General features: G+C 68.4%; 24 protein-coding genes. 12 read left to right on the top strand and 12 right to left on the bottom strand.

The genetic code is table 11. The annotated features are described in order from the left end of the window. The first annotated feature begins 90 nt into the window (after positions 1 to 90). Together ACK4SE_RS02045 and ACK4SE_RS02040 are read left to right on the top strand one after the other, a co-directional pair. Positions 91 to 624, top strand: a complete 534-nt coding sequence (locus ACK4SE_RS02045) for a hypothetical protein (RefSeq protein WP_409688044.1) — start codon at positions 91 to 93, stop codon at positions 622 to 624. Positions 625 to 662: 38 nt separating this feature from the next. Beyond that, entirely contained in the window at positions 663 to 983 is a 321-nt protein-coding gene (locus tag ACK4SE_RS02040) for an Mpo1-like protein (protein ID WP_409688040.1), read from the top strand. On the opposite strand, the gene ACK4SE_RS02035 is transcribed toward ACK4SE_RS02040, so the two are convergent. From ACK4SE_RS02035 to ACK4SE_RS02020, 4 genes are all read right to left on the bottom strand, one after another. After that, the gene (locus ACK4SE_RS02035; RefSeq protein WP_409688038.1) at positions 980 to 1,597 is read right to left on the bottom strand and encodes a hypothetical protein; all 618 of its coding nucleotides are present in this window, start codon (positions 1,595 to 1,597) and stop codon (positions 980 to 982) included. The genes ACK4SE_RS02040 and ACK4SE_RS02035 overlap by 4 nt on opposite strands. Positions 1,598 to 1,664: 67 nt before the next feature. Then, positions 1,665 to 2,354 (bottom strand): hypothetical protein, encoded by a 690-nt coding sequence (locus tag ACK4SE_RS02030; RefSeq protein ID WP_409688035.1) that lies wholly within the window; start codon positions 2,352 to 2,354, stop codon positions 1,665 to 1,667. A gap of 77 nt (positions 2,355 to 2,431) precedes the next feature. After that, positions 2,432 to 3,892: an alanine/glycine:cation symporter family protein gene (locus tag ACK4SE_RS02025; protein ID WP_409688032.1), complete on the bottom strand. Its 1,461-nt coding sequence runs from the start codon at positions 3,890 to 3,892 to the stop codon at positions 2,432 to 2,434. Positions 3,893 to 3,978: 86 nt separating this feature from the next. Further along, entirely contained in the window at positions 3,979 to 4,500 is a 522-nt protein-coding gene (locus ACK4SE_RS02020) for a 3D domain-containing protein (protein ID WP_409688029.1), read from the bottom strand. Between the two features lie 141 nt (positions 4,501 to 4,641). On the opposite strand from ACK4SE_RS02020, the gene ACK4SE_RS02015 reads away from it, so the two are divergent. Both ACK4SE_RS02015 and ACK4SE_RS02010 read left to right on the top strand, forming a co-directional pair. After that, a complete protein-coding gene (locus ACK4SE_RS02015; protein WP_409688026.1) occupies positions 4,642 to 5,664 on the top strand; it encodes a S1/P1 Nuclease in 1,023 nt (340 codons plus the stop codon). 2 nt (positions 5,665 to 5,666) lie between these two features. Continuing rightward, a complete protein-coding gene (locus ACK4SE_RS02010) occupies positions 5,667 to 6,440 on the top strand; it encodes an RNA methyltransferase (protein WP_409688024.1) in 774 nt (257 codons plus the stop codon). A gap of 516 nt (positions 6,441 to 6,956) precedes the next feature. On the opposite strand, the gene ACK4SE_RS02005 is transcribed toward ACK4SE_RS02010, so the two are convergent. Beyond that, positions 6,957 to 7,667, bottom strand: a complete 711-nt coding sequence (locus ACK4SE_RS02005; RefSeq protein WP_409688022.1) for an NAD-dependent deacylase — start codon at positions 7,665 to 7,667, stop codon at positions 6,957 to 6,959. Between the two features lie 59 nt (positions 7,668 to 7,726). Between ACK4SE_RS02005 and ACK4SE_RS02000 the strand changes: the two genes are divergently transcribed. The 5 genes from ACK4SE_RS02000 to ACK4SE_RS01980 all read left to right on the top strand — a co-directional run bounded on the left by ACK4SE_RS02000 (position 7,727) and on the right by ACK4SE_RS01980 (position 13,468). Next, a complete protein-coding gene (locus tag ACK4SE_RS02000; protein ID WP_409688019.1) occupies positions 7,727 to 8,833 on the top strand; it encodes an S-(hydroxymethyl)glutathione dehydrogenase/class III alcohol dehydrogenase in 1,107 nt (368 codons plus the stop codon). 60 nt (positions 8,834 to 8,893) lie between these two features. Beyond that, on the top strand, positions 8,894 to 9,277 hold the full coding sequence (locus ACK4SE_RS01995; RefSeq protein ID WP_409688016.1) for a VOC family protein: 384 nt from the start codon (positions 8,894 to 8,896) through the stop codon (positions 9,275 to 9,277). After that, complete coding sequence (fghA, locus tag ACK4SE_RS01990) at positions 9,274 to 10,113, top strand: S-formylglutathione hydrolase (protein ID WP_409688014.1); 840 nt, start codon at positions 9,274 to 9,276, stop codon at positions 10,111 to 10,113. Before ACK4SE_RS01995 ends, fghA begins: the two co-directional genes overlap by 4 nt. Before the next feature lie 81 nt (positions 10,114 to 10,194). After that, on the top strand, positions 10,195 to 12,105 hold the full coding sequence (dxs, locus tag ACK4SE_RS01985; protein ID WP_409688011.1) for a 1-deoxy-D-xylulose-5-phosphate synthase: 1,911 nt from the start codon (positions 10,195 to 10,197) through the stop codon (positions 12,103 to 12,105). 112 nt (positions 12,106 to 12,217) lie between these two features. Continuing rightward, positions 12,218 to 13,468: a cation:proton antiporter gene (locus tag ACK4SE_RS01980; RefSeq protein WP_409688008.1), complete on the top strand. Its 1,251-nt coding sequence runs from the start codon at positions 12,218 to 12,220 to the stop codon at positions 13,466 to 13,468. A gap of 72 nt (positions 13,469 to 13,540) precedes the next feature. On the opposite strand, the gene ACK4SE_RS01975 is transcribed toward ACK4SE_RS01980, so the two are convergent. Then, a complete protein-coding gene (locus ACK4SE_RS01975; RefSeq protein WP_409688005.1) occupies positions 13,541 to 14,317 on the bottom strand; it encodes a PhoH family protein in 777 nt (258 codons plus the stop codon). 303 nt (positions 14,318 to 14,620) lie between these two features. Between ACK4SE_RS01975 and ACK4SE_RS01970 the strand changes: the two genes are divergently transcribed. Next, positions 14,621 to 15,151, top strand: coding sequence for a gamma carbonic anhydrase family protein (locus ACK4SE_RS01970; protein WP_409688002.1), 531 nt, complete (start codon positions 14,621 to 14,623; stop codon positions 15,149 to 15,151). Here the strand turns inward: ACK4SE_RS01970 and ACK4SE_RS01965 are convergent. Next, complete coding sequence (locus ACK4SE_RS01965; RefSeq protein WP_409687998.1) at positions 15,148 to 15,690, bottom strand: PAS domain-containing protein; 543 nt, start codon at positions 15,688 to 15,690, stop codon at positions 15,148 to 15,150. The genes ACK4SE_RS01970 and ACK4SE_RS01965 overlap by 4 nt on opposite strands. A 144-nt stretch (positions 15,691 to 15,834) precedes the next feature. Between ACK4SE_RS01965 and ACK4SE_RS01960 the strand changes: the two genes are divergently transcribed. Next, positions 15,835 to 16,695, top strand: a complete 861-nt coding sequence (locus tag ACK4SE_RS01960) for a hypothetical protein (protein ID WP_409687995.1) — start codon at positions 15,835 to 15,837, stop codon at positions 16,693 to 16,695. Positions 16,696 to 16,831: 136 nt separating this feature from the next. Here ACK4SE_RS01960 and ACK4SE_RS01955 read toward each other — a convergent pair whose 3' ends face one another. The 3 genes from ACK4SE_RS01955 to ACK4SE_RS01945 all read right to left on the bottom strand — a co-directional run bounded on the left by ACK4SE_RS01955 (position 16,832) and on the right by ACK4SE_RS01945 (position 22,723). Further along, complete coding sequence (locus ACK4SE_RS01955; RefSeq protein ID WP_409687993.1) at positions 16,832 to 19,711, bottom strand: M16 family metallopeptidase; 2,880 nt, start codon at positions 19,709 to 19,711, stop codon at positions 16,832 to 16,834. A gap of 148 nt (positions 19,712 to 19,859) precedes the next feature. Next, positions 19,860 to 22,403, bottom strand: a complete 2,544-nt coding sequence (locus ACK4SE_RS01950; protein WP_409687990.1) for a tipN — start codon at positions 22,401 to 22,403, stop codon at positions 19,860 to 19,862. A gap of 140 nt (positions 22,404 to 22,543) precedes the next feature. Next, positions 22,544 to 22,723 (bottom strand): hypothetical protein, encoded by a 180-nt coding sequence (locus tag ACK4SE_RS01945; RefSeq protein ID WP_409687987.1) that lies wholly within the window; start codon positions 22,721 to 22,723, stop codon positions 22,544 to 22,546. A 163-nt stretch (positions 22,724 to 22,886) separates the two neighbouring features. On the opposite strand from ACK4SE_RS01945, the gene ACK4SE_RS01940 reads away from it, so the two are divergent. Continuing rightward, positions 22,887 to 24,374: a phospholipase D-like domain-containing protein gene (locus ACK4SE_RS01940; RefSeq protein ID WP_409687985.1), complete on the top strand. Its 1,488-nt coding sequence runs from the start codon at positions 22,887 to 22,889 to the stop codon at positions 24,372 to 24,374. On the opposite strand, the gene ACK4SE_RS01935 is transcribed toward ACK4SE_RS01940, so the two are convergent. Together ACK4SE_RS01935 and ACK4SE_RS01930 are read right to left on the bottom strand one after the other, a co-directional pair. Next, entirely contained in the window at positions 24,311 to 25,069 is a 759-nt protein-coding gene (locus tag ACK4SE_RS01935; protein WP_409687982.1) for an endonuclease/exonuclease/phosphatase family protein, read from the bottom strand. The two genes, ACK4SE_RS01940 and ACK4SE_RS01935, sit on opposite strands and share 64 nt — an antisense overlap. Before the next feature lie 60 nt (positions 25,070 to 25,129). Continuing rightward, positions 25,130 to 25,816 carry a TPM domain-containing protein gene (locus tag ACK4SE_RS01930; protein ID WP_409687979.1) on the bottom strand — a complete coding sequence of 229 codons (687 nt, stop codon included), beginning with the start codon at positions 25,814 to 25,816 and terminating at the stop codon, positions 25,130 to 25,132. Position 25,817: the final 1 nt, after the last annotated feature.

Below are 25,817 nucleotides of genomic sequence, written 5' to 3'. Positions count from 1 at the left end.
AATGGGAGAAGGGAAACGTCGAACACCGAAATCTGAATCGACAGGCGCGGCCCCGCGCGGCATGGTCACTCCGCTGAGCGGAGCCAGAGCATGTTTCACGGCGGCCATCTGAAGCGGCGGATCAGCCAGTATGCGGCCCTGTGGCTGGGAGCGTTCCTGCTGTCGGGCGGGGCCATCCTGATCGCCATGCTGGGGATGGACCTGATGGTCGCGGCAGACCTGATCCTGCCGGTGATGCTGGCCCTGACGGTTCTGGCGCTGGGGGCGGGGGTGGTGCTGAGCCTGATCTATCCGCACACCCTGGGCACCAAACTGGCCGTGATGCTGGGCGCCCTGATCCTGTTGCTGCCGCTGTTGTGGGCGCCGGTGTCGGCAGCGGCGCTGATCGCCTTGTTCGCCGACCGCTCCATTGAATATTCCAGCGCCTATGCCGACTTCCGCATCGGCGTCAGCCGGTTGCTGTATCCGGCCACGGCGGCCCTGTTCGGGGGCGGAGCCTTCAACCTGATCTGGGGCGCGTTCCAGGCGGTGGCCAGCTTCGTGGGCTTCGTGGCGGCGGTGGTGCGCATCTGGCCGCTGATCCGGCGGCTGCTGGGGCCGGAGCCCGCCTCAGACTTGCGGTGAGGACCGCGGCGTCGCAAGCTCCGGTCCCGGAGGACGCCATGACCCAGCCCGCAGCGGCCGAACGCTATCCCTCGTTCGAAGCCTTCTATCCCTACTATATCCACGAGCATTCCAATCGCGCCTGCCGCCGCATCCATGTGGTGGGCACCGGCCTGGTGTTCGGGGCGCTGGCGCTGGCCGTCGTGACCCTGAACCCGTGGTGGCTGCTGGCCATGCCGCTGATCGGTTACGGCTTTGCCTGGGTGGGGCATTTCTTCTTCGAGAAGAACCGACCCGCCACCTTCAAGTACCCCCTGTGGAGCCTGATGGGCGACTTCCGCCTGTTCTTCGAGACGGTCAGCGGGAAGCGGAAGTTCTAGCCTTCGCCTTTCGAGCGTGTTCGGTACTCGTTTTTCATTTCCGTCGTTTCCACCAAGGCCACCACTTGGTGGGAGCGCTTCGCAATGGTTCCCAAGTGACGCTGAATCGCATCGAGGTGGTCGACCGTTTTTGCACCCGTCGATTTCGCAAGGATTCCTTTGAGCCCGGAAAACTGCCGTATGTCGATTGTTCTGGAAGAATTGAACACTTGTGATCGACGGTTCTTGTAAGAAATCCTGACATCAAACGGCTTGAGAGGTTCGATCCTCTCTTTCTTTTTGCCGCCATAGAGAACGTAACCAACGCCCATCAGGGAGACGATTTTTTCTCCCGGCGGGATGACGGAAGTTGGCATCCGTTGGTGGTCATTCGTTAGCATGACCTCGTGCTTTTCGAAGTCATCTTCATCGCAGATGAAATCAAATCGAACGTCGTACGCTGGCCCATTGCCGACGTTCGAAAGAACGAACTCGACTGCGCCGTTTCCTTCGCTGTGAGGCGCCAGATAGGCAACAATATCTGGCGACGCTCCTTGTTCTCGTAGCGCCCTATTCTCTCGAACCAAGTTCCACGTCAGGATAGCAATGGCGGCCGTTGAAACAGCAGTGGCCAAGTTCGCGTATCTATTGAGAAGTTCTGCGAGCCATTCCACCGCGACTAGCCCTCACTCAGCAGGTGACTCACCCGCCCCGGCCGGGATCCTGGAAGAAATACAGGCTCAGGGCCAGCACCGCCACGGCGTCGCGGTCGGGCGAGCCTTGGGGGGGCAGGTAGAAGGCCGGGCGCATGCCGCTCAGCGCCAGACCCCCCACATCGACCCCGTCGCGGGTGAAGACATAGCCGATAACGCTGCCGCCGCCGGTCCAGGGCAGGCCGTCCACATAGCGGGTCTCGGCCCGGATAGTGATGTCGCCCCAGGTCAGCTCGCCAGCGCGCTGGGGTTGTTGAAGGCGCTGCAGGATTCCGCCGCGCGATACCGCCAGGCTGAGCCGGGCGTTGGCGGGCGCCGCGCCGGCGTAGCTGCAGACATAGCTGAGCTCGTCCCGGTCGAAGGTGATCCAGGCGAAGGAGACGTGGCTCTGTCCGCCCGCGCAGTCGCCGGTGACCTGCCCGACGCTGGTGGCCACTTCGAAGTCGGCGCGGGAGAAGTCGCGCGAGCGGAACGGGATGCGGGTGCTGGAGGAGCGGGCGCTGGATATGCCGGCGTATTCGCCGACCGCGAAGCCGGGCCGGAACAGGCTGGGCCCGCGTCGGCCCTCGAGGTGCAGGCGCTCGGTGCGGTCCTGAAACGGAACCGGGGCGTTCTGGGCCAGGGCGGCGCCCGACAGGGCCAGAACTGCGGCGGATGTGATGGCGGCGACGATCTTCATGAATCCCTCCCGAAGAACGTCGTTATGCTTAACAGAGAGCGCGCGGGAGGCAAGCGCGGCCTGCCTCCCGCATCAGATCACTCGTGATCCTTGCCCGCTGTCTTCTCGCCCCGCGACAGGGCGAAGACCACGGCGGACAGGGCCGCGATGGCGATCAGGTTGGGCAGGGCCATGGCGGCGTTGGCGATGTCGCCCATGCGCCAGACGAACTCGATCTCTTGCACCGCGCCGACCATGATCATCATGACCCACAGCAGGCGCCACGGAATGGCGACCTTGGGCCCGAACAGATGGGTGGCCGCCCGCTCGCCGTAGTAGCTCCAGGTCAGCAGGGTGGTGAACACGAACATGATCAGCACCACCGAGGCGATGAAGCCGCCGATGGTGGTGGAGCCGAACAGCAGGTGCGGGAACACCGCCGAATAGGCCGCAAGGGTCATCTCAAACCCGCGCAGATCCGAGTTCCAGACGTGCTCCACCGTGCCGTCTCCGGCCGGGAAGGCGCCCTGCACCGTCAGCAGGACCAGGGCGGTCATGGTGCAGATGATGATGGTGTCGATGAAGGTGCCCATCATGGCGAAGCGGCCCTGACGCGCCGGATCGTCGGTGCGGGCCACGGCGTGGGCCATGGGAGTCGAGCCCTGACCGGCCTCGTTGGAGAACAGGCCGCGCGCCACACCGGCCCGGATCGCCATCATGACGCCCGCGCCCAGGAAGCCGCCGGTGGCCGCCATGCCGTTGAAGGCGCTGTCGAAGATCAGCGCGAAGGAGGCGGGCAGATCCTCGATGTTCAGGATCAGGGCCAGCAGGGCCATCAGCAGATAGGCGATGGCCATGAACGGCACGACCTTCTCGGCCACGCGTCCGATCGACTTGATGCCGCCGATGATGACCACAAAGACGATGGCCGCCACGATCACGCCCGCGCCCCAGGAGGGGATCGGCGCCAGATTGGTGATCGACGAGGCGATGGAGTTCGCCTGGATCATGTTGCCTGTGGCGATGGACGAGAACAGGGTGCCCAGACAGAACAGGATGGCCAGCCAGGTCCACTTCTTCCCCAGACCCTTCATGATGTAGCTCATCGGGCCGCCGCGATAGGTCCCGTCCGGACCAACCTCGCGGTAGCGGATGGCCAGCGAGCCTTCGGCGAAAGCCAGGGCCATGCCGAACAGGGCCGTGATCCACATCCAGAACAGGGCGCCGGGCCCGCCCAGCGTCAGGGCCGTGGCCACGCCGGCCAGATTGCCGGTGCCCACCTGTCCGGACAGGGCGGTGGACAGGGCCGCAAACGGCGAAATCTCGCCCTTGCCGGAGGGGCTCTTCTTGAAAAGGCCGGCGAAGGCCTCGCCCAGCTTCAGGATCGGATAGAAGCGCAGGCCGATCATGATCCAGGCGCCCACGCCCAGCAGCACGATGACCATGGGCGGGAACGGCAGGACGGTTTCACCGCTCCACGTGCCGCCCCAGATGAAATCACTGACGTTGGTCACGGCCTCATAGAAGGCCTCGATGCCCTGCGGCGCCGGTGTCGTCATATCGGATAATCCCCCAACGCCCGCACTCACGGGCCGTTACTCGGGGTTACTTAGACGGTAAACCGACGACGTGACCAGCCCCCGGATTACTCCGCCGGGGGACAGCCGTCGAAGGATCCGGCGTCCACCACCGTGAGGGTCGACATGTTCAGCGGCATGGCCGGCGCCATCGAGCCGCGGCCGTGGCCGGTATAGAGGTCGATCTTGGCGCCCTTGATGGCCCCGCCGGTGTCCGACGCGTACCAGAAGCCGTCATGGGTGCGGCCGTCGCCCAGGGGCAGGCCGACCGTTTCGCGAATGTACAGGCGGGTGCGGCGCGGCACCACCCGGGGGTCCACCGCCACCGTGCGCATGGCGATCGGCTGGCAGCCCAGCGAATCCATCCCCGTCGCCCCGCCGCCGCCCGCGTGATACAGCCGCGCCGACAGCCGCCAGTCGGGCTCGGCCTCGTGCAGCGACGCCTCCAGAAGCGCCTGCGCCTCCGCCCGGGCCTGTTCCTCGGCGATGATCGCGCTGTAGGCCACGGGACCTTCCGGCGCCGGCTCGGCCCGGGCCGGATCGGCGAACAGCATCATCAGGGCGGCCATGGCGGCGGCGATGGACAGCATCAACTCAAACTCGGGTAACACCGGCTCGCGTAATTACCGGCGCGGGCTCAATGACCCATCGAGCGGGCGAAAAAGTGGCAGGGCGGTGGAGCCTTTCCGCCCGATCCGTTAAGTCGCGTCCATCATTATCGGAGTCGCTCCATGAAACGCACCCTGGTCGCCCTCGCCGCCGTGGCCCTGATCGCCGCGCCCGCCGCCGATGTGGGGGCCTGGGGCGCCACCGGCCACCGGCTGATCGCCGTGGCGGCCATGCGGGCGCTGCCGGACGAGGTGCCCGCCTTCCTGCGCACCACCGAGGCTGCGACCGAAGTGGGCGAACTGACCCGCGAGCCCGACCGCTGGAAGGGCGGGCCCCGGACCCATGCCCGGGAGCGGGACACGGCCCACTTCATCGACTTCGACGACAACGGCTACGTGCTGACCCCCCAGGGCCCGCACATCGACGCCATGCCCGAGCTGCGCAGCGAGTACGAAGCGGCCCTGACCCGGGCGGGGCTCAATGTCGATACGGCCGGCTGGCTCTATTACGCCCTGATCGACGGCTGGCAGCAGCTGGTGCGCGACTTCGCCTACTGGCGCGTGCTGAACGCCGCCGAGGCCCGCGAGACCGATCCGGGCAAGCGGGCCTGGTACGCCGAGGACCGCCGCCGCCGCGAGGCGCTGCTGATCCGCGATCTGGGCGTCTGGTCGCACTATGTGGGCGACGCCAGCCAGCCGCTGCACACCTCGATCCACTACAACGGCTGGGACGGAGATACCCCCAACCCGGAGGGCTTCACCCGCTCGCGCCGCACCCATGGCCTGTTCGAAGGCGCCTATGTGCGTGGCGTGGCGCGGCTGGATCTGGTGGAGGCCGCCATGCCCGCCGCCGATCTGGGCGAAGCCGCCATCGAGCGCCGCACGGCCCGCTATCTCGATCAGGGCGTGGCCCAGGTGACGCCCTTCTACCGGCTCGAGCGCGACGGCGCTTTCGCCGAGGGGGACCCGCGCGGCGGGGCCTTCGCGGTGCAGCGGCTGGGCGCCGGAGCCGGCGAACTGCGCGATCTGATCGTGCTGGCGTGGCGCGAGAGCGCTGGCGCCCGCATTGGTTGGCCGGCGGTCGCCGTGGCCGAGGTGGAGGCGGGGACCGCCGATCCCTGGGACGCCCTGATCGGGACGGACTGACTTTGGCTGAGCTGACCCCGCCCGCCGTCATCCTCGACAAGCCGCAGATGGCCGACAACATCGGCTCGGTGGCGCGGGTGATGGCCAATTTCGGCCTCACGGACCTGCGTCTGGTGGCGCCCCGCGACGGCTGGCCCCAGGACCGGGCCTGGGCCACCGCCTCGGGCGCCGACTGGGTGCTGGAGGGCGTGCGCGTGTTCGACACGGTAGCCGAGGCCATCGCCGATCTGAACACCGTCTTCGCCACCACCGCCCGGCCGCGCGAGACGCGCCAGCCCGTGCGTACCCCGCGCGAGGCGTCCCGGGTGCTCTATGACGACACCGCTTCGGGACTGAAGGCGGGCCTGCTGTTCGGCGGCGAGCGGGCGGGGCTGGAGACCACCGACATCGCCCTGACCTCGGGCATCGTCACCATCCCCATCGATCCGCGCCACCACTCCCTGAACCTGGCGCAGGCGGTGGCCATCAACGCCTATGAGTGGCGCACCCTGGTGCTGGACGCCCCGCCGCCCAAGTTCCGCGAGGGCGAGCCGCCCGCGTCCAGCGACCTGCTGGTGGGCATGTACGAGCATCTGGAGTCCGAACTGGACGCCGGCGGCTTCTTCCACCCGCCCGAGAAGAAGCGCTCCATGAGCCAGAACCTGCGCGTCATGCTGGGCCGCGCCGCCTTCACCGAGCAGGAAGTGGCCACCTTCCGGGGCGTGATCCACGCCCTGTCGAAGGGGCGCGGCCGGCTGCTGGCGAGAATGGCGGAGAAGAAGGCGCGCGGAGAGTAGCCATCCTTCTCCCTCAAGGAGCGCGATATGGTGGGGAGCGACCACTCAGCACGTTGGGCGGAAGTGCGTGGTTCAGCAGTGTCGATTACGAGGGTCAGTGGTTTTGATGACAGAGAAGTCAGATCACCTTGTGGTCCACGATTATCAGACCGGCGGCGTCTGGGGCATTGTACATGCCCGCTCTCGGCAGGAAATCGAGGCCAGATATCTCAACATCGAAGTCGTGCCAGAGCGTCCCGCCTGGATTCTGGATGATCAGTATCAGCGCTTGCTGCGGTCGTCCCGGTGGGACATCGACGATGTGGCTCCTGATTGGGTCCTACCGAGAAGTTCAGCCCCCTCCCGGAAGTGATTAGGGACCAGGCAGCCCAGCGACAGCAACCCGCCCGCCGGAATCAGGTTCGGAAGCACGATCAGCAACAGCCGCGCGCCGCCCAGCCGCCGTCCCATCCCCGCGATCACACTGTCCGCCATCACGGCAAGCTGGCCTGTCACGGCGCGGACGAAAAGGGGCGGCTAGAGCGCGTTCAGAAAGGCGGGCAGGGTCAGGGCCGCTGGACCATAGACACCCTCGTCGAACAGGGCCCGCCCGGCCGTTGGCTCCAGATTGATCTCCACCGTTCGTGCGCCCGCCATCCGCGCCGCCCGCACGAACCCCGCCGCGGGCCAGACCGCGCCCGAGGTGCCGATGGACAGGAACAGGTCGCACCGGCCCAGGGCCTGCTCGATGCGGTCCATCTCCAGCGGGATTTCGCCGAACCAGACGATGTGCGGGCGCAGCCGCCCGGCCGGATGGTGCGGCGAGGCGTGATCCGGCGCCAGATCGTCGGGACAGTCGCAGACCTCCCCCGAAGCGGTGCAGCGCGCTTTGCTCAACTCGCCGTGCATGTGGATCAGTGCGAACCCGGGCCCCGGCGGCGTCTCGGCATGGGCGCGGTCGTGCAGGTCGTCCACGTTCTGGGTCACCAGCAGGAAGTCGCCTTCCCACCGCGCCGCCAGCTCCGCCAGGGCCCGGTGGGCGGCGTTGGGGTGGACCGTCGCCAGTTGGTGGCGCCGCTGGTTGTAGAAGTCCTGCACCAGCGCCGGGTCGCGCTCGAAGGCCTCGGGCGTCGCCACGTCCTCGACCCGATGGCCCAGCCACAGCCCGTCCGCCGCCCGGAAGGTGGGCACGCCGGACTCGGCCGAGATCCCGGCCCCGGTCAGGACGACAAGATTTCGTTTGCTCATGCGGTTTCATAGCATCCCCGGCATGGCCTAGAAGGGGGCCATCATTCTGGAGCCTGCCCATGAAGACCCGCGCCGCCGTCGCATTCGAAGCCAAACGTCCCCTCGAAATCGTTGAGGTCGATCTTGAGGGGCCCCGCGCGGGCGAGGTGCTGGTGGAGATCAAGGCAACGGGCATCTGCCACACCGACGCCTATACGCTGGACGGGCTGGACTCCGAGGGCATCTTCCCCTCGATCCTGGGTCACGAAGGCGCGGGCGTGGTGGTCGAGGTGGGGCCGGGCGTGACCTCGGTGGAGGTGGGCGACCACGTCATCCCGCTGTACACGCCGGAATGCCGCCAGTGTAAGTCGTGCCTCAGCCGCAAGACCAACTTGTGCACCGCCATCCGCGGCACCCAGGGCAAGGGCCTGATGCCGGACGGCACCAGCCGGTTCAGCTACAAGGGCCAGGCCATCGCCCACTACATGGGCTGCTCGACCTTCTCGAACTACACGGTGCTGCCCGAGATCGCCCTGGCGAAGATCCGCAAGGACGCGCCCTTCGACAAGGCCTGCTATGTGGGCTGCGGCGTGACCACGGGCGTCGGCGCTGTGGTGAACACCGCCAAGGTGGAGCCGGGCGCCAACGCCGTCGTGTTCGGTCTGGGCGGGATCGGGCTGAACGTCATCCAGGGCCTGAAGATGGTCGGGGCCGACATGATCGTCGGCGTGGACATCAACAACGACAAGGAAGAGTGGGGCCGCAAATTCGGCATGACCCATTTCGTCAATCCGAAGGACGTGGGCGACATTGTCGCCCATCTGGTTGAGCTGACCGGCGGCGGGGCCGACTACACCTTCGACTGCACCGGCAACACCACGGTCATGCGTCAGGCGCTGGAGGCCTGCCATCGGGGCTGGGGCGAGAGCATCGTCATCGGCGTGGCCGAGGCGGGCAAGGAAATCTCGACGCGCCCGTTCCAACTGGTCACCGGCCGGGTCTGGCGCGGCTCGGCCTTCGGCGGCGCGCGCGGCCGCACTGATACGCCGAAGATCGTGGACTGGTACATGGACGGCAAGATCGAGATCGATCCGATGATCACCCACACCCTGCCGCTGGAAGACATCAACAAGGCCTTTGACCTGATGCACGAGGGCAAGAGCATCCGGTCCGTGGTGGTGTTCTAGTCCGTTGCTGAAAGAAACGGGCCGAGCTAGCGTCCGTCTCCAGAACGAAGGGAGAGCCTGATGTTCACGCACATCACCGTCGGCGCCAACGACGTCGAGGCGTCGCGCCAATTCTATGACGCCGCCCTGGGCGCGCTGGGCATTCCGGCGGCGCAGGGGCCGGACCCCAGGGGCCGGTTCTGGTGGCGCACGGAGCGGGGCGCCTTCGGTGTCGGCAAGCCCCTTGACGGCGAGCCCGCCTGCCACGCCAACGGCGGCACCCTCGGCTTCCACGCGAAGACGCCCGAGATGGTGGAGGCTTTCCACGCGGCGGGCGTCGCGGCCGGCGGCGCGCCCATCGAAGACCCGCCCGGCGAGCGCAAGGGGCCGTTCGGCACGCTGGTGCTGGCCTATCTGCGCGATCCGTCGGGCAACAAGATCTGCGCGGTGCACCGGCCGAAATGACCCTTCAAAACACCAAGACCCACATCGTCCACGGCGGCACGCTGCGCTACTGCCGCCATGACAGCACCACCACCGGCACGCCCATGACCCTGTCGGTGTTCACGCCGCCCGGGGAGGGGCCGTTTCCGGTGCTGATCTGGCTGTCGGGTCTGACCTGCACCGAGGACAATTTCACGTCCAAGGCGGGGGCCTACCGCGCGGCGGCCGAGCATGGGGTGATCATCGTGGCGCCCGACACCTCGCCGAGGGGCGAGGGCGTGGCGGACGACGACGCCTATGATCTGGGGCAGGGGGCCGGGTTCTATGTGGACGCGACCCAGGCGCCGTGGGCGCCGCACTTCCGCATGGAGAGCTATGTGACGGACGAGCTGATCGCCCTGATCGACGACCAGTTCCCCACCACGAAGACGCGCTCCATCTTCGGCCACTCCATGGGCGGGCACGGGGCGCTGACCTTGGCCCTGCGCCATCCCGAGCTGTTCCAGAGCGTATCGGCCTTCGCCCCCATCGCTTCGCCGACGCGGTGCGGCTGGGGCGAGAAGGCGTTCACCGCCTATCTGGGCGACGACCGGGCCGAGTGGGCGCAGCATGACGCGGCCCTGCTGCTGGAATCCGGCGCGGCCTCGGGGGTCTATGACGACATTCTGGTGGATCAGGGCGACGGCGACCAGTTCCTGACCGACCAGCTCAAGCCCGAACTGCTCAAGGCCGCGGCCGACAAGGCGGGCCAGAAGCTGACGGTGCGGATGCAGCCGGGCTACGACCACTCGTACTTCTTCATGGCCAGTTTCATCGACGATCACGTGGCGTTCCACGCGGCGCGGCTGAAGGTCTGATCCGAACCGCGCGCCGTGCGTTGATGTCCATGCGGCCACAGGGGCTATCGCCTCTGCGCCGATCACGGACTAGAAGGGCCTATGCCGGACACCCCGCTTCTCGACACCGTCGCCTTTCCCGCTGACACCCGTGGCTTCAGCGTCGCCCAGTTGCGACAGCTGGCCGAAGAGGTGCGAACCGAAACCATCGACGCCGTGTCCGTGACCGGCGGGCATCTGGGCGCAGGCCTGGGCGTGGTCGAGCTGACCGTGGCCCTGCACCATGTGTTCGAGACGCCGAAAGACATCCTGATCTGGGACGTCGGGCACCAGTGCTATCCGCACAAGATCCTGACCGGGCGGCGCGACCGCATCCGCACCCTGCGCCAGGGCGGCGGCCTGTCGGGTTTCACCAAGCGGGCAGAGAGCGAATACGACCCGTTCGGCGCGGCGCACGCCTCCACCTCCATCTCGGCGGCCCTGGGCTTCGCGGCGGCGCGGGATCAGAAGAACGCGAGCAACAAGGTGGTGGCTGTCATCGGCGACGGCTCCATGTCCGCCGGCATGGCCTATGAGGCCATGAACAATGCGGCCGAGACCACCGGCCAGCTGACCGTGATCCTGAACGACAACGACATGTCCATCGCCCCGCCGGTGGGCGGGATGAGCGCCTATCTGGCCAAGCTGGTCTCCGGCGGCGCCTACCAGAACATGCGCCGCTTCGGAAAGAAGGTGGCCGAGCACCTGCCGCGCCCGTTCCGTGACGCCGCGCGCAAGGCCGAGGAATACACCCGGGGCATGGTCACCGGCGGCACCTTCTTCGAGGAGCTGGGCTTCTACTACGTCGGCCCCATCGACGGGCACGACATGGACGTGCTGGTCCCGGTGCTGAAGAACGCCGCGGCCATCACCGACCGCCCGGTTCTGGTCCACGTGGTGACCCAGAAGGGCAAGGGCTACGCCCCGGCCGAGAACAGCGCCGACAAGTACCACGGGGTGGTCAAGTTCGACGTGGTGTCGGGCAAGCAGTCCAAGTCCGTTTCCAACGCGCCCAGCTACACCAAGGTGTTCGGGACCGAGCTGATCAAGCGGGCCGAGCGCGATCCCTCCATCGTGGCGATCACCGCCGCCATGCCGGGCGGCACCGGCATAGATTTGTTCGGTCAGGCTTTCCCCGACCGCACCTTTGACGTGGGCATCGCCGAGCAGCACGCGGTGACCTTCGCGGCCGGACTGGCGGCGGACGGCATGAAGCCGGTCTGCGCCATCTATTCCACCTTCCTTCAGCGCGGCTACGACCAGGTGGTGCACGACGTAGCCATCCAGTCGCTGCCGGTGCGATTCGCCATGGACCGGGCCGGTCTGGTGGGCGCCGACGGACCGACCCACGCGGGCTCATTCGACATCGGCTACATGGGCGCCTTGCCGGGCATGGTGTTGATGGCCCCCGCGGACGAGGCCGAATTGGCCGCCATGATCGCCACCAGCCTCGACATCGACGACCGCCCCTCGGCCTTCCGCTATCCGCGCGGCGACGGTGTGGGGGTGGAGATTCCCGAACTGTCCGCCCCGCTGCCCATCGGCAAGGGCCGTATCGTGCGTGAGGGCACGACGGTGGCGATCCTGTCGCTGGGCACCCGGCTGCAGGAATCCCTCAAGGCGGCCGAGGCGCTGGCCGCGCGCGGTGTATCCGCCACTGTCGCCGACGCCCGCTTCGCCAAGCCGCTGGACGAGGACATGATCCTGCGTCTGGCCCGCGAGCATGAGGCCCTGATCACGGTCGAGGAGGGCGCCATGGGCGGCTTCGGCGGCTTCGTGCTGCAGATGCTGGCCGGGAAGGGCGCGCTGGACGCCGGCCTGAAGGTCCGCACCCTGTATCTGCCCGACGTATTCCAGGACCAGGACAAGCCCGAGACCATGTACGCCCAGGCCGGTCTGAACGCCGAGCACATCGCCGCTGCGGCTTTGACGGCGCTGGGCGTGAACGCCGCGACCGCCAAGGCCCGGGCCTGAACACAGCGCCAGGGCTGGAGCGCGCAATTCCCGCTCCGTCCTGTCCACCGCTATTGCACTCGGACAAGCGTCGCCTCAGTTAGATGGGACACCCCATTGAAACGGAGCGCGGATGCCGCACGCCGACAGCCTGATCGTCACCCTTGTCGGCGGCTTCGTGCTGGCGTTCGTGTTCGGCATGATCGCCAACCGGCTGAGGCTGTCGCCGCTGGTGGGCTATCTGCTGGCGGGCGTGCTGATCGGGCCGTTCACCCCGGGCTATGTGGCCGACATGGAGCTGGCCCCCCAGCTGGCCGAGATCGGGGTCATCCTGCTGATGTTCGGGGTGGGGCTGCACTTTTCGCCCCGCGACCTGATGAAGGTGCGCAAGGTGGCCGTGCCGGGCGCCCTGGCGCAAATCTCCGTGGCCACGGCGCTGGGCTGGGCGCTGGGGCGACTGCTGGGCATGGGCGACGGCGAGGCCCTGCTGCTGGGCTTTTCCCTGTCGGTGGCCTCCACCGTGGTGCTGCTGCGGGCGCTTGAGGAGCGCCAGCAGATCAAGACCGAGGTCGGGCGCGTAGCCATCGGCTGGCTGATCGTCGAGGATCTGGTCATCGTCATCGCCCTGGTCATGCTGCCCCTGATGGTGCTGCCGGGCGGTCAGGCGGCGGACCCGGCGACTCTGGGCCTGTCCATCGGCTGGACCCTGCTGAAGGTGGCGGTCTTCGTCGGGCTGATGTTCGTGGTCGGCGGGCGGGTGCTGCCGTGGGTCCTGGTCCGCATCGCCCACACCAGGTCGCGCGAGTTGTTCACCCTCGGGGTTCTGGCCATCGCCCTGGGCATCGCGTGGGTGGCCTATGCGGTGTTCGGCGCCTCGTTTGCGCTGGGCGCCTTCGTGGCCGGGCTGGTGCTGAACGGGACCCCGCTGGGACACAATGCGGCGGAACGGGCGCTGCCCCTGCGCGACGCCTTCGCGGTGCTGTTCTTTGTCTCGGTCGGGATGCTGTTCGACCCCACCATCGTGGTGCGCGAGCCGCTGGCGGTGTTCGGCGTGCTGATGATCGTGCTGGTGGGCAAGTCCATGGCCGCCCTGGCCATAACGAGCCTGTTCCGGGTCAACCGTCACGTCAGCTTCACGGTCGCCGCCAGCCTGGCGCAGGTGGGCGAGTTCACCTTCATCCTGGCATCCCTGAGCGTCTATCTGGGAGCCATGAGCCGCGAGACCCAGGACCTGATCCTGGCCGGAGCCCTGTTGTCGATCGCGGTCAATCCGTTCGTATTCAAGCTGGCCGACTGGGTGGATGCGCGGAAAAATCCTCGCCCATCGGGGGAGGGGGACCATGCGCAGCATGGTGGAGGGGGCGGTTCAGCGGCGCCGGTGTGACCGGAAGTCGGTGGAGCGGGCGGACCCTCTCCACCGCTTCGCGGTCCCTCCCCCGATGGGGGAGAATCGTGGTCAGAGCACGCCGATCATGCTGGCCACCAGCGGGTGACGGACAATGTCCTGTTCGGCGAGGCGGACCACGGCGATGCCGGAGACGGGCTCCAGGCGTTCGGCGATGTCGGACAGGCCGGACAGGGAGGGCAGCAGGTCGGACTGCTGCGGGTCGCCGGTGACCACCATGGTGGAGTGCCAGCCCAGTCGGGTCAGCAGCATCTTGAGCTGGACGTAGGTGCAGTTCTGCGCCTCGTCTACCACGATGAAGGCGTTGTTCAGCGTGCGTCCGCGCATGTATCCCACCGGCGCGATCTCGATCAGGCCCTCGGCCATCAGGGCCTTGACCCGCTTCATGGAGAGCCGGTCCGACAGGGCGTCGTAGAGGGGCCGCAGATAGGGGGCCAGCTTGTCCTCCATGTCGCCCGGCAGGTAGCCGATGGACTCGCCCGCCTCGACCGCGGGACGGGACAGGACGATGCGACCGACCTTGCCCGCCTCCAGCGCCTCGACCGCCTTGGCCACGGCCAGATAGGTCTTGCCGGTGCCTGCCGGCCCGAGGGCCAGGGCGAGGTTGTGGGTGTCGATGGCCTCCATCAGCTCGGCCTGGCCGTCCGACTTGGGCTTGAGGGTCTTCATGTAGGACTGGTCGCGGTCGTCATTGGACGGGTAGGGCGACCAGCCCTGCTGGGTTGGAAGGCGCCGGACCTTGGAGTCCTCGGAAAACTGGCGTGTATCGAACACGCCCTCCCTGCCTGCGTCACGAGATTGGCGCTTGAGGGCGGAACGCTTGGTCATGGTAGCCTCCGAGGCATGAAAAAAGGCGAGACCCGGAAGGGACCCGCCTCGAACGAGAGCGTTGGGGAGGAGAACAGACGCAGGGCGCCGTCGTGGCCGGTCGGGGGCATGGCTCCCGGCGGGAAATCCCGCCGCCGAACGAAACGCGACACGCAAGCGTCCTCGTGTCTGGCCGGACCGGGCTTGATCCGGCTACGGATTCGAAGTCGCCGAGGCGATCTCGAATCGCAGAACAACTTTGATGCTAGCGTGGTTTCCAAACACTTAAAGTGCTGAAAAAGATAATAGTTATGAGGGGTTCTGATGACTGTTTACAGTCTTGACGCAAAGCAACCGCAGCTCCCGCCGGAAGGCGAATACTGGATCGCGCCGAGTGCAACGGTGATAGGAGACGTGATTCTCCACCCCGGCGCCAGCATCTGGTGGAATGCGGTGGTGCGCGGCGACAACGAGCCCATCACCATCGGCCCGGACAGCAACATCCAGGACGGGTCCGTGCTGCACAATGACGTGGGCGTGCCGCTCACCATCGGGCGCGGCGTCACGGTGGGGCACAAGGTGATGCTCCACGGCTGCGAGATCGGCGACAACAGTCTGATCGGCATCAATGCGGTGGTGCTGAACCGGGCCCGGATCGGCCGCAACTGCATCATCGGGGCCGGGACGATCATCACCGAAGGCAAGGAGATCCCCGACGGCTCGCTGGTGGTCGGGGCGCCGGGTCGGGTGATTCGCACCCTGGAAGCGCCCCAGATTGATATGCTGAGGATGTCGGCCGAGCACTATGTGCAGAACTGGAAGCGGTATGCGCAGGGCCTGAACCGGCTCGATTAGGCGATACGGCGCCCGTCGATGGAGGCCAGGGTCAGGGCGGCGCGGCGCGCGGCCGGCGTCGTGGCGGGGGTCATGGCGCGCACCACCAGCCCCTGAACAGCCTTCGCCTCGTCCCCTTCCGGGCTGAGCGGCTGATAGAGACCCAGAAGCCGGTCGGGCAGGCCGGTGGGACCGCGCAGGGGGGCGGCGACGATCTCGGCGGGCGACAGGGCGCCGTCCTCCATCTCCATGTCGGCGCTGAAGATCATCGGGCGGCCATCGCGGAACGCCTGGGCCAGACCCCGGTGCACCATCAAGCGGCTGTCGCGACGCCAGACCTCCAGCAGATAGGCGCCCTTGAGCGGGCGACCGTGGGCGCGCTCGATCCAGCCGCCGGCCAGCCGGAACACCAGGCCTTCGTCCCGACGCTCGGCGATGAACACCTGCGGCAGCAGGCGCCCCAGCGCATTGGGATCGAAGGCGGCGCGGTCGGGAATGCGCGCTGCGCCGGGCAGGGCCGCCCACGCGTCCACAAGCCGCTGAATGCCGGAATGAAACACCGAATCTGTCATCGCCGGCAGTATCGCAAGGGTCGGGCCGCGGTTTGGCAACGGAAACGCAAGGGTTTGCTGATTGTGTGGGATCCTGAACCGGTCCGCGTCTTGCAGGGCCGGGCAAGGTTTTTGAATGCGGGAGCCCGGCCCATGCGGTTGCGGATCAGACACTGGATGCCGGCCCTGGCGGGCCTGTTCGTGATCGGCTTGGCCGACAAGGCCGCCGCCCAATGCGGGACGACGAGCTGTCCGCCGCCGCAGCCGCCCTGCTGCACCCCGCCTCCGCCCCCGCCGCCTCCGCCTCCGCCGCCCACCTGCTGCCGCCCGCCGTCCCCGCCGCCCTGCTGTGGCGGCGGCGGCAATGTGAACGTGAACGTCAATATCAACGCCAACGCCTCGGCCCGCGCCGGCGCCTCGGCCCGCGCTGGATCGACCATCGTGGTCGGCGGCGGCGGCGGGGCGTATTTCCAGGTCGACCAGCCCTATCCCACGACGATTCAGGGCCTGAACGTCGGCGGCATGGCCATGAGCCGCATGATCCGCGTGCCCTACACCGAGACGCGCCGCTCGATGCGCCGGGTGGTGATCCAGGCCGTGTGCATCGACACGCGCTCCGTTCCGCACCCTGCGGCGCAGGTGCGCCCCGGCCGAGACGTGCTGGAAGGCTACGAAGGCGAACTGTACCGCTGCCTGGCGGGCACGCGCCTGCAGGTGACCATGGCCGAGTATCTCAACGAGGTGAATTTCGACGGCGGCGAGACGCTGCAGTGTCGCGCCGGCGAGGCCCTGTGGCATTCGCGCGGCATGATCGAGTGCCGCCCGCAACGCCCCGAGCGGGACTGCAACGAACGCTCGCTGCTGCGCCGCTACGGCGCGGGCGTCAAGATCCTGACCCTGTACCGCGAGGAGACCTTCACCGCCTGGCGCGAGGAGGTGATCGAGGAATCCTATGGGGAAGTGATCAACTCGGCCATCACCCTGGACGGGGGCGTGGGCGGCCGGGTGTTCTGAACCCGCTGTTCAGCGCCGCGTCATGCGGCGTGGACCATGATGGGACGGTCGATCTGATCGACGCTTCCTGAGTGCGACTTGACGGCCCCGTTCACCGACCGGGGCCGTTTTTCGTCTCACCTCAACCGATCAGGCCCTACTCGGCGGCGGCCGCCTCGGCCGTGACCGTGGCGCGCCAGGCCCGGTCGGGTTGCAGGTAGGCCTGGGCCGCCTGCTGGATATCTTCCGGCGTGATGGACCCCAGCTCGTCCAGGACCGTGCGAACGGCTTCGATCTTGGTCGCGTCGTCGTGGAAGCCTTCGAGGGCGTTCAGCCAGTAGGGGTTGGTGTTACGGGCCCGACGGATGGACTCGATCACCGACAGGCGCGCCCGGTTCAGTTCGTCCTCGTCCACAGGGGCGTCGCGCAGGCCGGCCGCGATCTGGTCGGCCGTCTCGAAGAAGCCGTCCAGCGCCTCGGGCGGCGTCTCGATCTGGATGAAGGCGTAGCCGTAGTCCGGGAACACCGTCGAGGAGCTGGCCCCCGCCGCCGGCGAGTAGGCCACGCCCTGATTCTCGCGCAGTTCGTCGGTCACGCGCAGCTGGAGCACCTCGGCCATCAGGCTGGCGATGCGGGCGTCGCGGCGATCGCCGATGGAGTCCGTGGTCGGCCAGGCCACATAGCCCAGGGCCTGACCCGCCTGGCCCGTATGGGTCAGGCGGACCGGCTCGGAGACCGGAGCCGGGAAGGCCAGGCTCAGGGCCGCCGCCGGGCGCTCAGGCTCGGCGGAGCGGGTCGGCAGGGCGCCGAAAGTGGCGCCGACTGCGGCGACGGCGTCCTCCACCGTCACATCGCCGACCACCAGGATCTCGATGGGACCGGCGCCGGTCGACTGGGTGAACAGTTGGCGCATCTCGTCGATGGAGCCGCCGGCGATCTCCTCGGCGGTGGGGAAGCTGAACCGCTTGTCGCCGTTGGCGATCAGGCCCGAGCCATCCAGCGCGAAGGCGCCGCCGGGGGTGGCGCGCAGCTGGTCCAGATACTGGCCCATCAGGCCCTGCATCCGCTGGAACGGTTCCGGGCGCCAGGCGGCGTCGGTGAAATAGGCCGCCAGCAGCTGCATCTGGGTCTGGAAGTCCTGGGGCCGGGTGGCGCCCGAGAGGGTGAAGGCGTCCTGACCCGTCGCCGCCCCGACACTGACCACGTCGCCGCTGAGGACCTGTTCGATCTGGGTGCGGGTCAGTTGGCCGAGGCCGCCTTCGCTGAGCACAGGATCAATGGCCCACAGGGGTGTCATCCGGTCGGTCGGCAGGTCCAGATCGCCGCCGCCAGCGCGCACGGACACCAGGACCTGCTCGTCGCTGAAGCTGGTCGGCTTGACCGTCAGCCGCACGCCGTTGGGGAAGGTGACCAGGGTCGCGCCCAGATCCTCGATGACGGACTGGTGAGAGGGCGCGGCGGCCGTCCCGAAATCCGTGTAAGGCCATTCCATCGCCTCGGTGGCGGCGGGGGCCTCCACAGGAACCTGCTGGGACGCTTCCAGGGCCGCGGTGACCACGGCCGCGCCGCCCTCGATGGGCTGGGGGGTGGTGATCAGGGCCAGCGGGCCGTTGCCGTCGAAGGTCGCGCGCAGGATGGCGTTGACGTCCGCCACGGTCATGCTTTCGACCACGGCGTTGAAGATGGCCAGATTGGTGGCGGGGTGTGTGAAGACGTCCTCGTTGTTGACCGCGTTGAGCAGGCCGCCGGCCAGGGCCGGGGTCTGGCGCGTGGCGGCGCCGGCGGCGGCGTTCTCCAGCGCGGTGCGGATCTCGGTGACCTCACGCTGCAATTCGGTCTCGCTGACGCCGTGCTGGACCAGACGGCGCTGTTCCTGTTCAGCGGCCTCGATGGCCGGCCGCCAGGCGCCGGTCTCGAAATTGGCGACCACCAGGCCGATGTCCATGGCGCCGAACAGTTCCTGATGACCGCCGCCGCCGCCGAGGAAGGGCGGGCTGGAGGATCGCGACAGTTCGCTCATGCGCCGGTTCAGGACCGCCAGGCCCAGGTTGCGCAGGACGCCTTCGCGGCGCGTCTCCAGGCTGTCGGGACGCTGGTCGGGCTGCTGGGTCCAGATCAGCTGGGCGCTGGACTGGGCGCCGGGCTCGATGTGGATGTAGGTCTCGGCCTCGCGCGGCTGCAGGTCGCCGATGACCGGGTCCGGCCCGGCCGGATACTCATTGGTCCAGTCCGCGAAGGCAGCGCGGATCTTGGCTTCCATCAAGTCCACGTCGAAATCGCCGACGGCGATCAGGGTGGCGCGCTCGGGACGGTAGTAGGCGCGGTAGAAGTCGACGAAGCGGTCGCGGGGTGCGGTGCGGATGATGTCCAGGTCGCCGATGGGCAGGCGGTTGGCCAGGCGCTGGCCGGGGGCCACGAACTGAAGCAGGGCACGGGTGGCGCGCAGCTGGGGCGTGTTGCGGGTGCGCTCCTCGCCGACGATGACGCCGCGCTCGCGGTCCACGGCCTCGGCGTCGAAAAGCAGTTCGCTGGCGGTTTCGCGCATCACCATGAGGCTGGTGTCCACCACCTCGTCGGAGGTGTTGGGCAGGTTCAGCAGATAGGCGGTCTGATCAAAGCTGGTGAAGGCGTTGGTGTCGCCGCCGAAGGACAGACCCAGCCGTTCCAGCCGCCGGGTCATTTCGCCTTCGGGAATGTTGGTCGAGCCGTTGAAGGCCATGTGTTCGAGGAAGTGGGCCAGGCCCTGCTGGTCGTCGTTCTCGGCCAGCGAGCCCGCATCGATGTTCAGACGCAGGGCAGCCTGCTGGGGCGGCGTGGCGTTGCGCATGATGGCGTATCGCATGCCGTTGGGCAGCTGACCGAAGCGCACATTGGCATCCGCGGGAACGTCGCTGGAGGCCTGGGGCCAGCCGGGCGCGGCGGCCGATGCGGCGCCGGCGGGCGCCGGTTCCTGATACGCCATGGCCGGGAGGGCGGCGGAAGACAGCAGGGCAGCGGCGGAAACGCCGATCAGAAGGCGGGAAAGCGCGGAACGCATGGGTGGTCTCCGGGTCGGTCGTCAGGGGCCGGCGCGGAAAGGCGCGGTTCGACAGGAAATGGCTGGATCATCGCCGCCCCAAATCATTGGCGATGGAGGCCATCCTAGGCCGGATGGACCAATCAGGGCAATGCGCCGTGTGTCCTTGTTACGCCAGATCGCCCACCGCTGCGTCCAGCAGCAGGAAGGCGCGGCCTGCATCGGTGGACAGGCGCGACAGCACGGAATAGCCCTCGCCATCCTCCCGCGCAGCCTGGGTCAGCTGGCGGGCCATCTGGCGGACATAGCGCTCGGCGTCGGCCTTCAGCTCGGCGTCGCTCAGCACCCGGCGCGACACGCTGCGCACCGCCGCCGGGGCGATGCGGCGAACAATCTGGCGGGCGCGGTCCGGCTCGCCATCCTGGAAGGCGGCGGCGGCTTCCTCGACGCGGGAGCGCGGCAGCAGGGCGTTGGGGTCCACGCCCATGCGGCGGATGGCCTGGGTGATGCGTTCGCCCAGGGAGTCGTCATCGGGAACCGGAGTGTCCAGGGCCAGCGGCGGCTCCTGACCGCCGTCGTCCACCAGATCCTTCCAGCTGAGGCCGCGCGCAGCGTCATTGTCGGCCTTTCGCGCCGGAGCCGTTGGCTCCAGTTTCAAACGGCCGCGCAGGCCGAAGCCTGCCGAGGACTCGTCGTCGCTCTCGGGCGCAGCCGGGCGGTCCGGCGACGGTTGTCTCGTCTCAGGCGCCTTTTCCGCCAGCGATTCGCGGCGGCGCTGGGCGGCTACGGGCGAGTCGCCGGAGACGACGCCCATCAGGCGAACGGCCTCGGACAGCATGTCGTAGTTGCGCTTGACCCGATCCTGGAAGGCGGCGTCCAGCGCCTCGGTGTCCTCGGCGGCCTTGCGGGAGGCTTCGCTGAGAGCTTTCAGGCCTTCCTCGACCGTGGCGCGGACCTCGTCGATGCGGCTGCGGGCTTCTTCCGGCATGCGGGCGGCGCGGGCGTCCAGCTCGCCCATGGCGTCGTCCACCTGACCCATGACGGCGTTCAGCTTCTCGACGGTCAGCTCCAGCCGTTCAACGGCCTTCTGGCCGGCCTCGTCCACCAGCGATGAGGTTTCATCGACGATGCGGCGCGCACCCTCGATGCGGCTGTCGGCGGCGTGGTCAGCCTTCTGGGCGGCGGCGTAAAGCGCCTCGCCGAGGATGTCGGCGCGGGCCTGGGCCTGGTCGGCCGCCTCGGCGGCGGCGACGCGGGACTCCGCAGCGACGGCGTTCAGCGCCTCCATCGCCCGGCGCGACTCCTCGGCCACGGTGTCGCGGGCGTCGGCGGCCAGCGCCTCGAAACGGTCCAGCGCCTTGCGGGTGGCTCCGTCGAAGGCCTCGGCCTCGCGGCTCGACAGCTCGCTGAGCGCGCGGAACTGGTCGGCCGCCGCCTCCACCAGATCCCGCAGCACATCGACGCTGCGCGACGAGGTCTCGGACAGCTCGCCGCCGGCGGACCGGGCCGCGGACAGGGTTTCGATCAGCTGGGCGCGCTGGCTCTCGACCTGGGCCGAGAAATCTTCCTGATCCGTGCGCAGCGCATAGGCGGCGGTGACCAGGGCGGCGCGCTGCTGGCTCAGGCCTTCCTCGACGGACTGGATCTGTTCGGCGACGCCGGACCCGGCGTTTTCCAGCCGCAGGGTCTGGCGCGACAGGTCGTCGGCGGCCAGGCGTGCGGCGTCCTGGGCCTCGCCGGCGGCGGCGGCCATGTCGGCGGCGCGCGCGGCCAGGGCGGCCTCGGCCTCCCGAAGCTGGGTCTGGGCCAGGTCGGAGGCGTCCACCACCATGCGGGACTGACGCTCCACAGCGTTCACCACGCCGGCGGCCTGTTTCTCCAGTTCGCTGGACAGGGACTGCAGGCTGGACCGTTCGCCGCTCAACTGCTCGGACAGCCGACGAGCCGACCGTTGGGCGGTCTCGGCCGCCTCGGTCAGGCGTTCGGTCTCCTCGCCCAGGGTCTGGCGCAGGGCAGCCAGCTCCGTGCGCGCGCGCTCGACCGCCAGGGTGGCCTGATCGATGTCGCCCCGCAGCGCCGTGACCATGACGCCGGTCTGTTGGGCGGCGAGGGCGGTGGGGGCGACCATGGCGTCGGCCAGGGCGCGGGCCCGTCGGGTTTCAGCCGACAGCAGGGCGCCCTGGCGCACCGCCTGGGCCAGAAGGATGGCCAGGCCCACGGGCGCGAGGGCCAGAAGGGCGTAGATGGCGATCTGGATCGGGTCCAGGCCGCTGAACCCTGCGCCGGTCTGGAACGCGGCCCAGGCGGCGATGCCGCCGATCCAGAGCACGACGGCCAGGGCGGCGACCAGATAGGCGTGGCGGCCGCCGGCGGGCGCGGCCCGCAGCGCGGGCAGGGCGGCCGGGGCGGGGGCCGGAATGTTGTCATCCAGGGTTGCGGGCGGCTGCGGCGCTTCCTCGCTCATCTGGGCGCGGATGTCGGCCATGGCGGCCGCGACGGCGGCCTCCTCGGCCTCGCGGGCCAGGCGCTGTTCCTCGTCCTCGGCCTCGCGCGCCTTGCGCTCCTGTTCGGCGAGGCGACGACGCTGGCGCTCGGACATGGGCCTTTCGGGGGACCGTTCAGGCGGCGCCATTTCAGACGCGGCCTCGGCGGCCTCGACGGGATCGCCAGCCGGGGCTTCCGGTTTCGTCGACAGCCGGCTGCGTTTGGTCATGAACGGGCCTCGTGGTCCGGCGGCGCGGTTCGCCGGACGATCCTGGGTTTCGCGCGAAGAGGGAACCTAGCGGGTCAGCGCGGCCGCGCAAAGACGAACCGGGGCGCCGGCGTCAGGATTCTTGAATCTATCCCGAGGGTTCAGCAGTCGCGGGTAGGAGTCTTGAGGGTCACGACGGCGGCAGGTTCGGGGCAATCCGACATGCGCCGTATCTCGCGCTCGGCCGTGCGGGCGGCGTTCACGTCCACGCCGAACTGGGCCAGCGCCGTGGCGGCGATGGCGGCGACCAGTCCGATGATGAACTCGATCAGCGTCTGCATCGCCGATCTCTCCCCTGTCTTCGGGCTACTGTATGGGCCGAACACTGTGTGATGACAACCTTGACCATATTACGCCGCTTGACGGAACTCCGGCAAGGCTGAAGCGTCTAGTGAGCGTGGTTCGCGGGGGAAATCGTCACGACACCGCGATAATCGGGGCGGCATGACTCAGAACGACACATGGCTGAAGCCGGGCGACACCTGCTGGCGGGTGGAGCGCGCGAACCGGTTTTCGGTGCTGGTTGAGAACGCCGCCTATTTCGACGCCCTGTCTTCGGCGCTGGGCAAGGCAAAGCGATCCGTGGTGGTGCTGGGCTGGCAGTTCGATCCGCGCACCCGGCTGAACCCCGAGACCCGCCCCGGAGACCGCCAGGCCGAGATCGGCCATCAGATCCGCATGATGATCAAGCAGAACCCGGACCTGGACATCCGGCTGCTGATCTGGAAATCGCCGCTGCTGATCGCGGCGTCGCAAGGGTTCTTCCCGCAGCGGGCCCAGCGGTGGTTCCGTCGGCGCACCGCCGACTTTCGTCTGGACAGCCCCGGCCCGCTGGGCGCCTGCCACCACCAGAAGGTGGTGGTGATCGACGACCGGGTGGCCTTCTGCGGCGGCGGCGATATCGCCACGGACCGCTGGGATTCGGCGGAGCACATGGACGGCGACCCGCGCCGGTGCATGCCGTCCGGCGCGATCTGTCCGCCCCGGCACGAGGTGATGTGCGTCATGGACGGCCCTGCCGCCAGGGCGCTGGGCGATCTGGCGCGCCGACGCTGGTTCCGCGCCACCCGCGAGGCGGTCCTGCCCATCCAGCAGGAGGGGCTTGATCCCTGGCCCGACGGCGTCGAGCCGGACCTGACCGACGTGGACGTCGGCGTGGCCCGCACCGAGCCCGCCTGGGGCCGGCGTGCGGAGATCAAGGAGAATCTGGCCCTGCATCTGGACGCCATTCGCCGCGCGAAAAAGCTGATCTATCTGGAGAACCAGTACTTCACCTCGCCGGTGATCGCCCGGGCCCTGATCGAGCGGCTGGCCGAGCCGGGCGGGCCCGAGATTGTGCTGATGTCCACCACCGAGAGCCCCAGCTGGTTCGACCGCCTGACCATGGACACGGCCCGGGCCGAGGTGCTGATGCGGCTGGAGGCGGCGGACCACGAGAACCGTTTCACCGCCCTCTGTCCCCGCACCGAGGAAGGCCAGCGCATCATCGTTCATTCCAAGGTGACCATCGTCGACGACGAGTTCCTGCGCATCGGCTCGACCAATCTGAACAACCGCTCGCAGGGTCTCGACACCGAATGCGACGTGGCGACCGTGGCCGACACCGACGAGGGCCGCCTCTTCGTGCGGCGCCTACGCCACCGGCTGATCTCCCACTTCATGGGCGTCGACGCCGGGCACTACGGTGCGGCCGAGGCCCTGTCCCCGTCCGTGGGCCAGACCATCCTGTCGTTCGGGGGGCATCGTGTGGTTCAGCTGGGCGTGGAGCCGCCGACCCGCTTCGACCGGTTCGTGGCCGAATGGCAGCTGGGCGACCCGCAGGGCTCGGATGACGCCTGGTGGCCGTGGCTGCGGCGGCGACGTGGCCGTCAGATCTGGCTGGGCGCGGCGGCGGCGGCCGAGACCTCGAAGTCGATCACCAGCGGCAGGTGATCCGACGCCATCCGCGCCAGCGGCGAAGCGCCCGTTCGCGCTCCGGTGATGCGGATCGCTTCGCTGACGAAGCAGTGGTCGATGCGGATGGCCGGAAAGCCTGACGGAAAGGTCTTGAGGCTGGGCTTCAGGCCCAGGCGGCGCTGGGCGTCGTCCAGCGTTTTCGTGAAAATCTGGTACGGCCGTGTGATCGAGGTGGCGTTGAAGTCTCCGGTGAGGATGACGGGACCCTCCAGCCGCGGCGAGCCGATCCACTCCTGGCCCATCAGGGCGGCGGCCTGAAGGCGCTGCTCGCGCGGGATCAGGCCCAGATGGGTGTTGAAGACGTTGATCTCGACCCCGCCCACCTGGATCAGGCTCCACAGAGCGCCCCGGGGCTCCAGCCCCTTCAGACCGGACAGGGTGGGCAGGGCGTCGGCGCGCACCAGGGTCTCGGGCAGGCGGGTCAGGATGGCGTCGCCGTATAGCTCCTTCTCCACCCGCATGGCCGGATGGAACTGGAAGCTCATGTCCAGCCGCTCGGCAATGGCGTGGGCCTGATCGACCCCGCCCGTGCGGGCGCGGCCCACGTCCAGTTCCTGCAGGCAGACGATATCCGGGTCCAGCTCGGCGATGACGCCGACGATGCGGGCGATATCCAGTTGCCGGTCGACGCCGACGCAACGGTGCACATTGTAGGTGAGAAGTCGGGCCATGAACGCGGGACTATAGGGCGATGATGAAGCTTTTGAGCCGAAAAAGCGGCCCGGGCGCGATCAGATTTCAACCAGCCGGTCAGGAAGCTCGTTGGGGTCCGGCGATGCGGGCGGGAAATGGGCCGCGAGAACCTGTCCGCACAGGGCGATGGCGGCCTCATAACCCTCGGCGGCGCGGTCCTGCTTCAGGCGCCCGGCCAGCGCCGCGACAGCGTCCATCCACACCTCGGGTCCGACCAGTCCATGGATCGCCTCGTCGGCGACGATCTCCACATGGTGATCGAACTCACTGGCGAAGATCAGCACCCCGGTGCGGTTTTCGGTGACGTGCAGGCCGTGCGCCAGGAACTGATTCATGGCGGCGCGACGACACCGGCTGGCCCGCAGGGTGCGGGGCGTCATCCAGCGCCGCACCGCCGGAAGGCTGCCGATCAGGCAGACCAGGGCGAAGACGAACAGCTGCACGGCGGCGTAGGCGGCCACGCTCAGGCCGACCGTGATCTCGGTCGCCGCCAGATGGGCAGCCGTCCATCCGGCGGAAAATCCCGGCAGCCAGGCCGGATTGAAACCGAACGGAATCATCAGCAGCGGTACGGTCAGGGCCAGCCCCGCAGCCCAGGCCAGCACCACGTCGCCATAGCCGGAGACCCGATGGGCGAAGACGCAGAAGATCTCGCCTGAGGTGGTTTTCTCCGCCTCATGGATGGCGGCGGTGATGTGGGCATGTTCTTCGGGGCCGAACTTCATC

The organism is Brevundimonas sp., assembly GCF_046293315.1.
Taxonomy (GTDB): domain Bacteria; phylum Pseudomonadota; class Alphaproteobacteria; order Caulobacterales; family Caulobacteraceae; genus Brevundimonas.
The sequence above is the reverse complement of the archived record's forward strand: the minus strand, read 5'-3'. Positions and strand labels throughout refer to the sequence as shown.

Coding starts and splice junctions, on each gene's coding strand:
- ACK4SE_RS02045 (WP_409688044.1), top strand. CDS start 91: ATGTTTCACGGCGGCCATCTGAAGCGGCGGATCAGCCAGTATGCGGCC.
- ACK4SE_RS01960 (WP_409687995.1), top strand. CDS start 15,835: ATGCGGTTGCGGATCAGACACTGGATGCCGGCCCTGGCGGGCCTGTTC.
- ACK4SE_RS01975 (WP_409688005.1), bottom strand. CDS start 14,317: ATGACCAAGCGTTCCGCCCTCAAGCGCCAATCTCGTGACGCAGGCAGG.
- ACK4SE_RS02005 (WP_409688022.1), bottom strand. CDS start 7,667: ATGAGCAAACGAAATCTTGTCGTCCTGACCGGGGCCGGGATCTCGGCC.
- ACK4SE_RS01980 (WP_409688008.1), top strand. CDS start 12,218: ATGCCGCACGCCGACAGCCTGATCGTCACCCTTGTCGGCGGCTTCGTG.
- fghA (WP_409688014.1), top strand. CDS start 9,274: ATGACCCTTCAAAACACCAAGACCCACATCGTCCACGGCGGCACGCTG.
- ACK4SE_RS02020 (WP_409688029.1), bottom strand. CDS start 4,500: ATGCTGTCCATCGCCGCCGCCATGGCCGCCCTGATGATGCTGTTCGCC.
- ACK4SE_RS01995 (WP_409688016.1), top strand. CDS start 8,894: ATGTTCACGCACATCACCGTCGGCGCCAACGACGTCGAGGCGTCGCGC.
- dxs (WP_409688011.1), top strand. CDS start 10,195: ATGCCGGACACCCCGCTTCTCGACACCGTCGCCTTTCCCGCTGACACC.
- ACK4SE_RS02030 (WP_409688035.1), bottom strand. CDS start 2,354: ATGAAGATCGTCGCCGCCATCACATCCGCCGCAGTTCTGGCCCTGTCG.
- ACK4SE_RS02000 (WP_409688019.1), top strand. CDS start 7,727: ATGAAGACCCGCGCCGCCGTCGCATTCGAAGCCAAACGTCCCCTCGAA.
- ACK4SE_RS01935 (WP_409687982.1), bottom strand. CDS start 25,069: ATGGCCCGACTTCTCACCTACAATGTGCACCGTTGCGTCGGCGTCGAC.
- ACK4SE_RS01970 (WP_409688002.1), top strand. CDS start 14,621: ATGACTGTTTACAGTCTTGACGCAAAGCAACCGCAGCTCCCGCCGGAA.
- ACK4SE_RS01945 (WP_409687987.1), bottom strand. CDS start 22,723: ATGCAGACGCTGATCGAGTTCATCATCGGACTGGTCGCCGCCATCGCC.
- ACK4SE_RS01955 (WP_409687993.1), bottom strand. CDS start 19,711: ATGCGTTCCGCGCTTTCCCGCCTTCTGATCGGCGTTTCCGCCGCTGCC.
- ACK4SE_RS02025 (WP_409688032.1), bottom strand. CDS start 3,892: ATGACGACACCGGCGCCGCAGGGCATCGAGGCCTTCTATGAGGCCGTG.
- ACK4SE_RS02015 (WP_409688026.1), top strand. CDS start 4,642: ATGAAACGCACCCTGGTCGCCCTCGCCGCCGTGGCCCTGATCGCCGCG.
- ACK4SE_RS01930 (WP_409687979.1), bottom strand. CDS start 25,816: ATGAAGTTCGGCCCCGAAGAACATGCCCACATCACCGCCGCCATCCAT.
- ACK4SE_RS01950 (WP_409687990.1), bottom strand. CDS start 22,403: ATGACCAAACGCAGCCGGCTGTCGACGAAACCGGAAGCCCCGGCTGGC.
- ACK4SE_RS01940 (WP_409687985.1), top strand. CDS start 22,887: ATGACTCAGAACGACACATGGCTGAAGCCGGGCGACACCTGCTGGCGG.
- ACK4SE_RS02040 (WP_409688040.1), top strand. CDS start 663: ATGACCCAGCCCGCAGCGGCCGAACGCTATCCCTCGTTCGAAGCCTTC.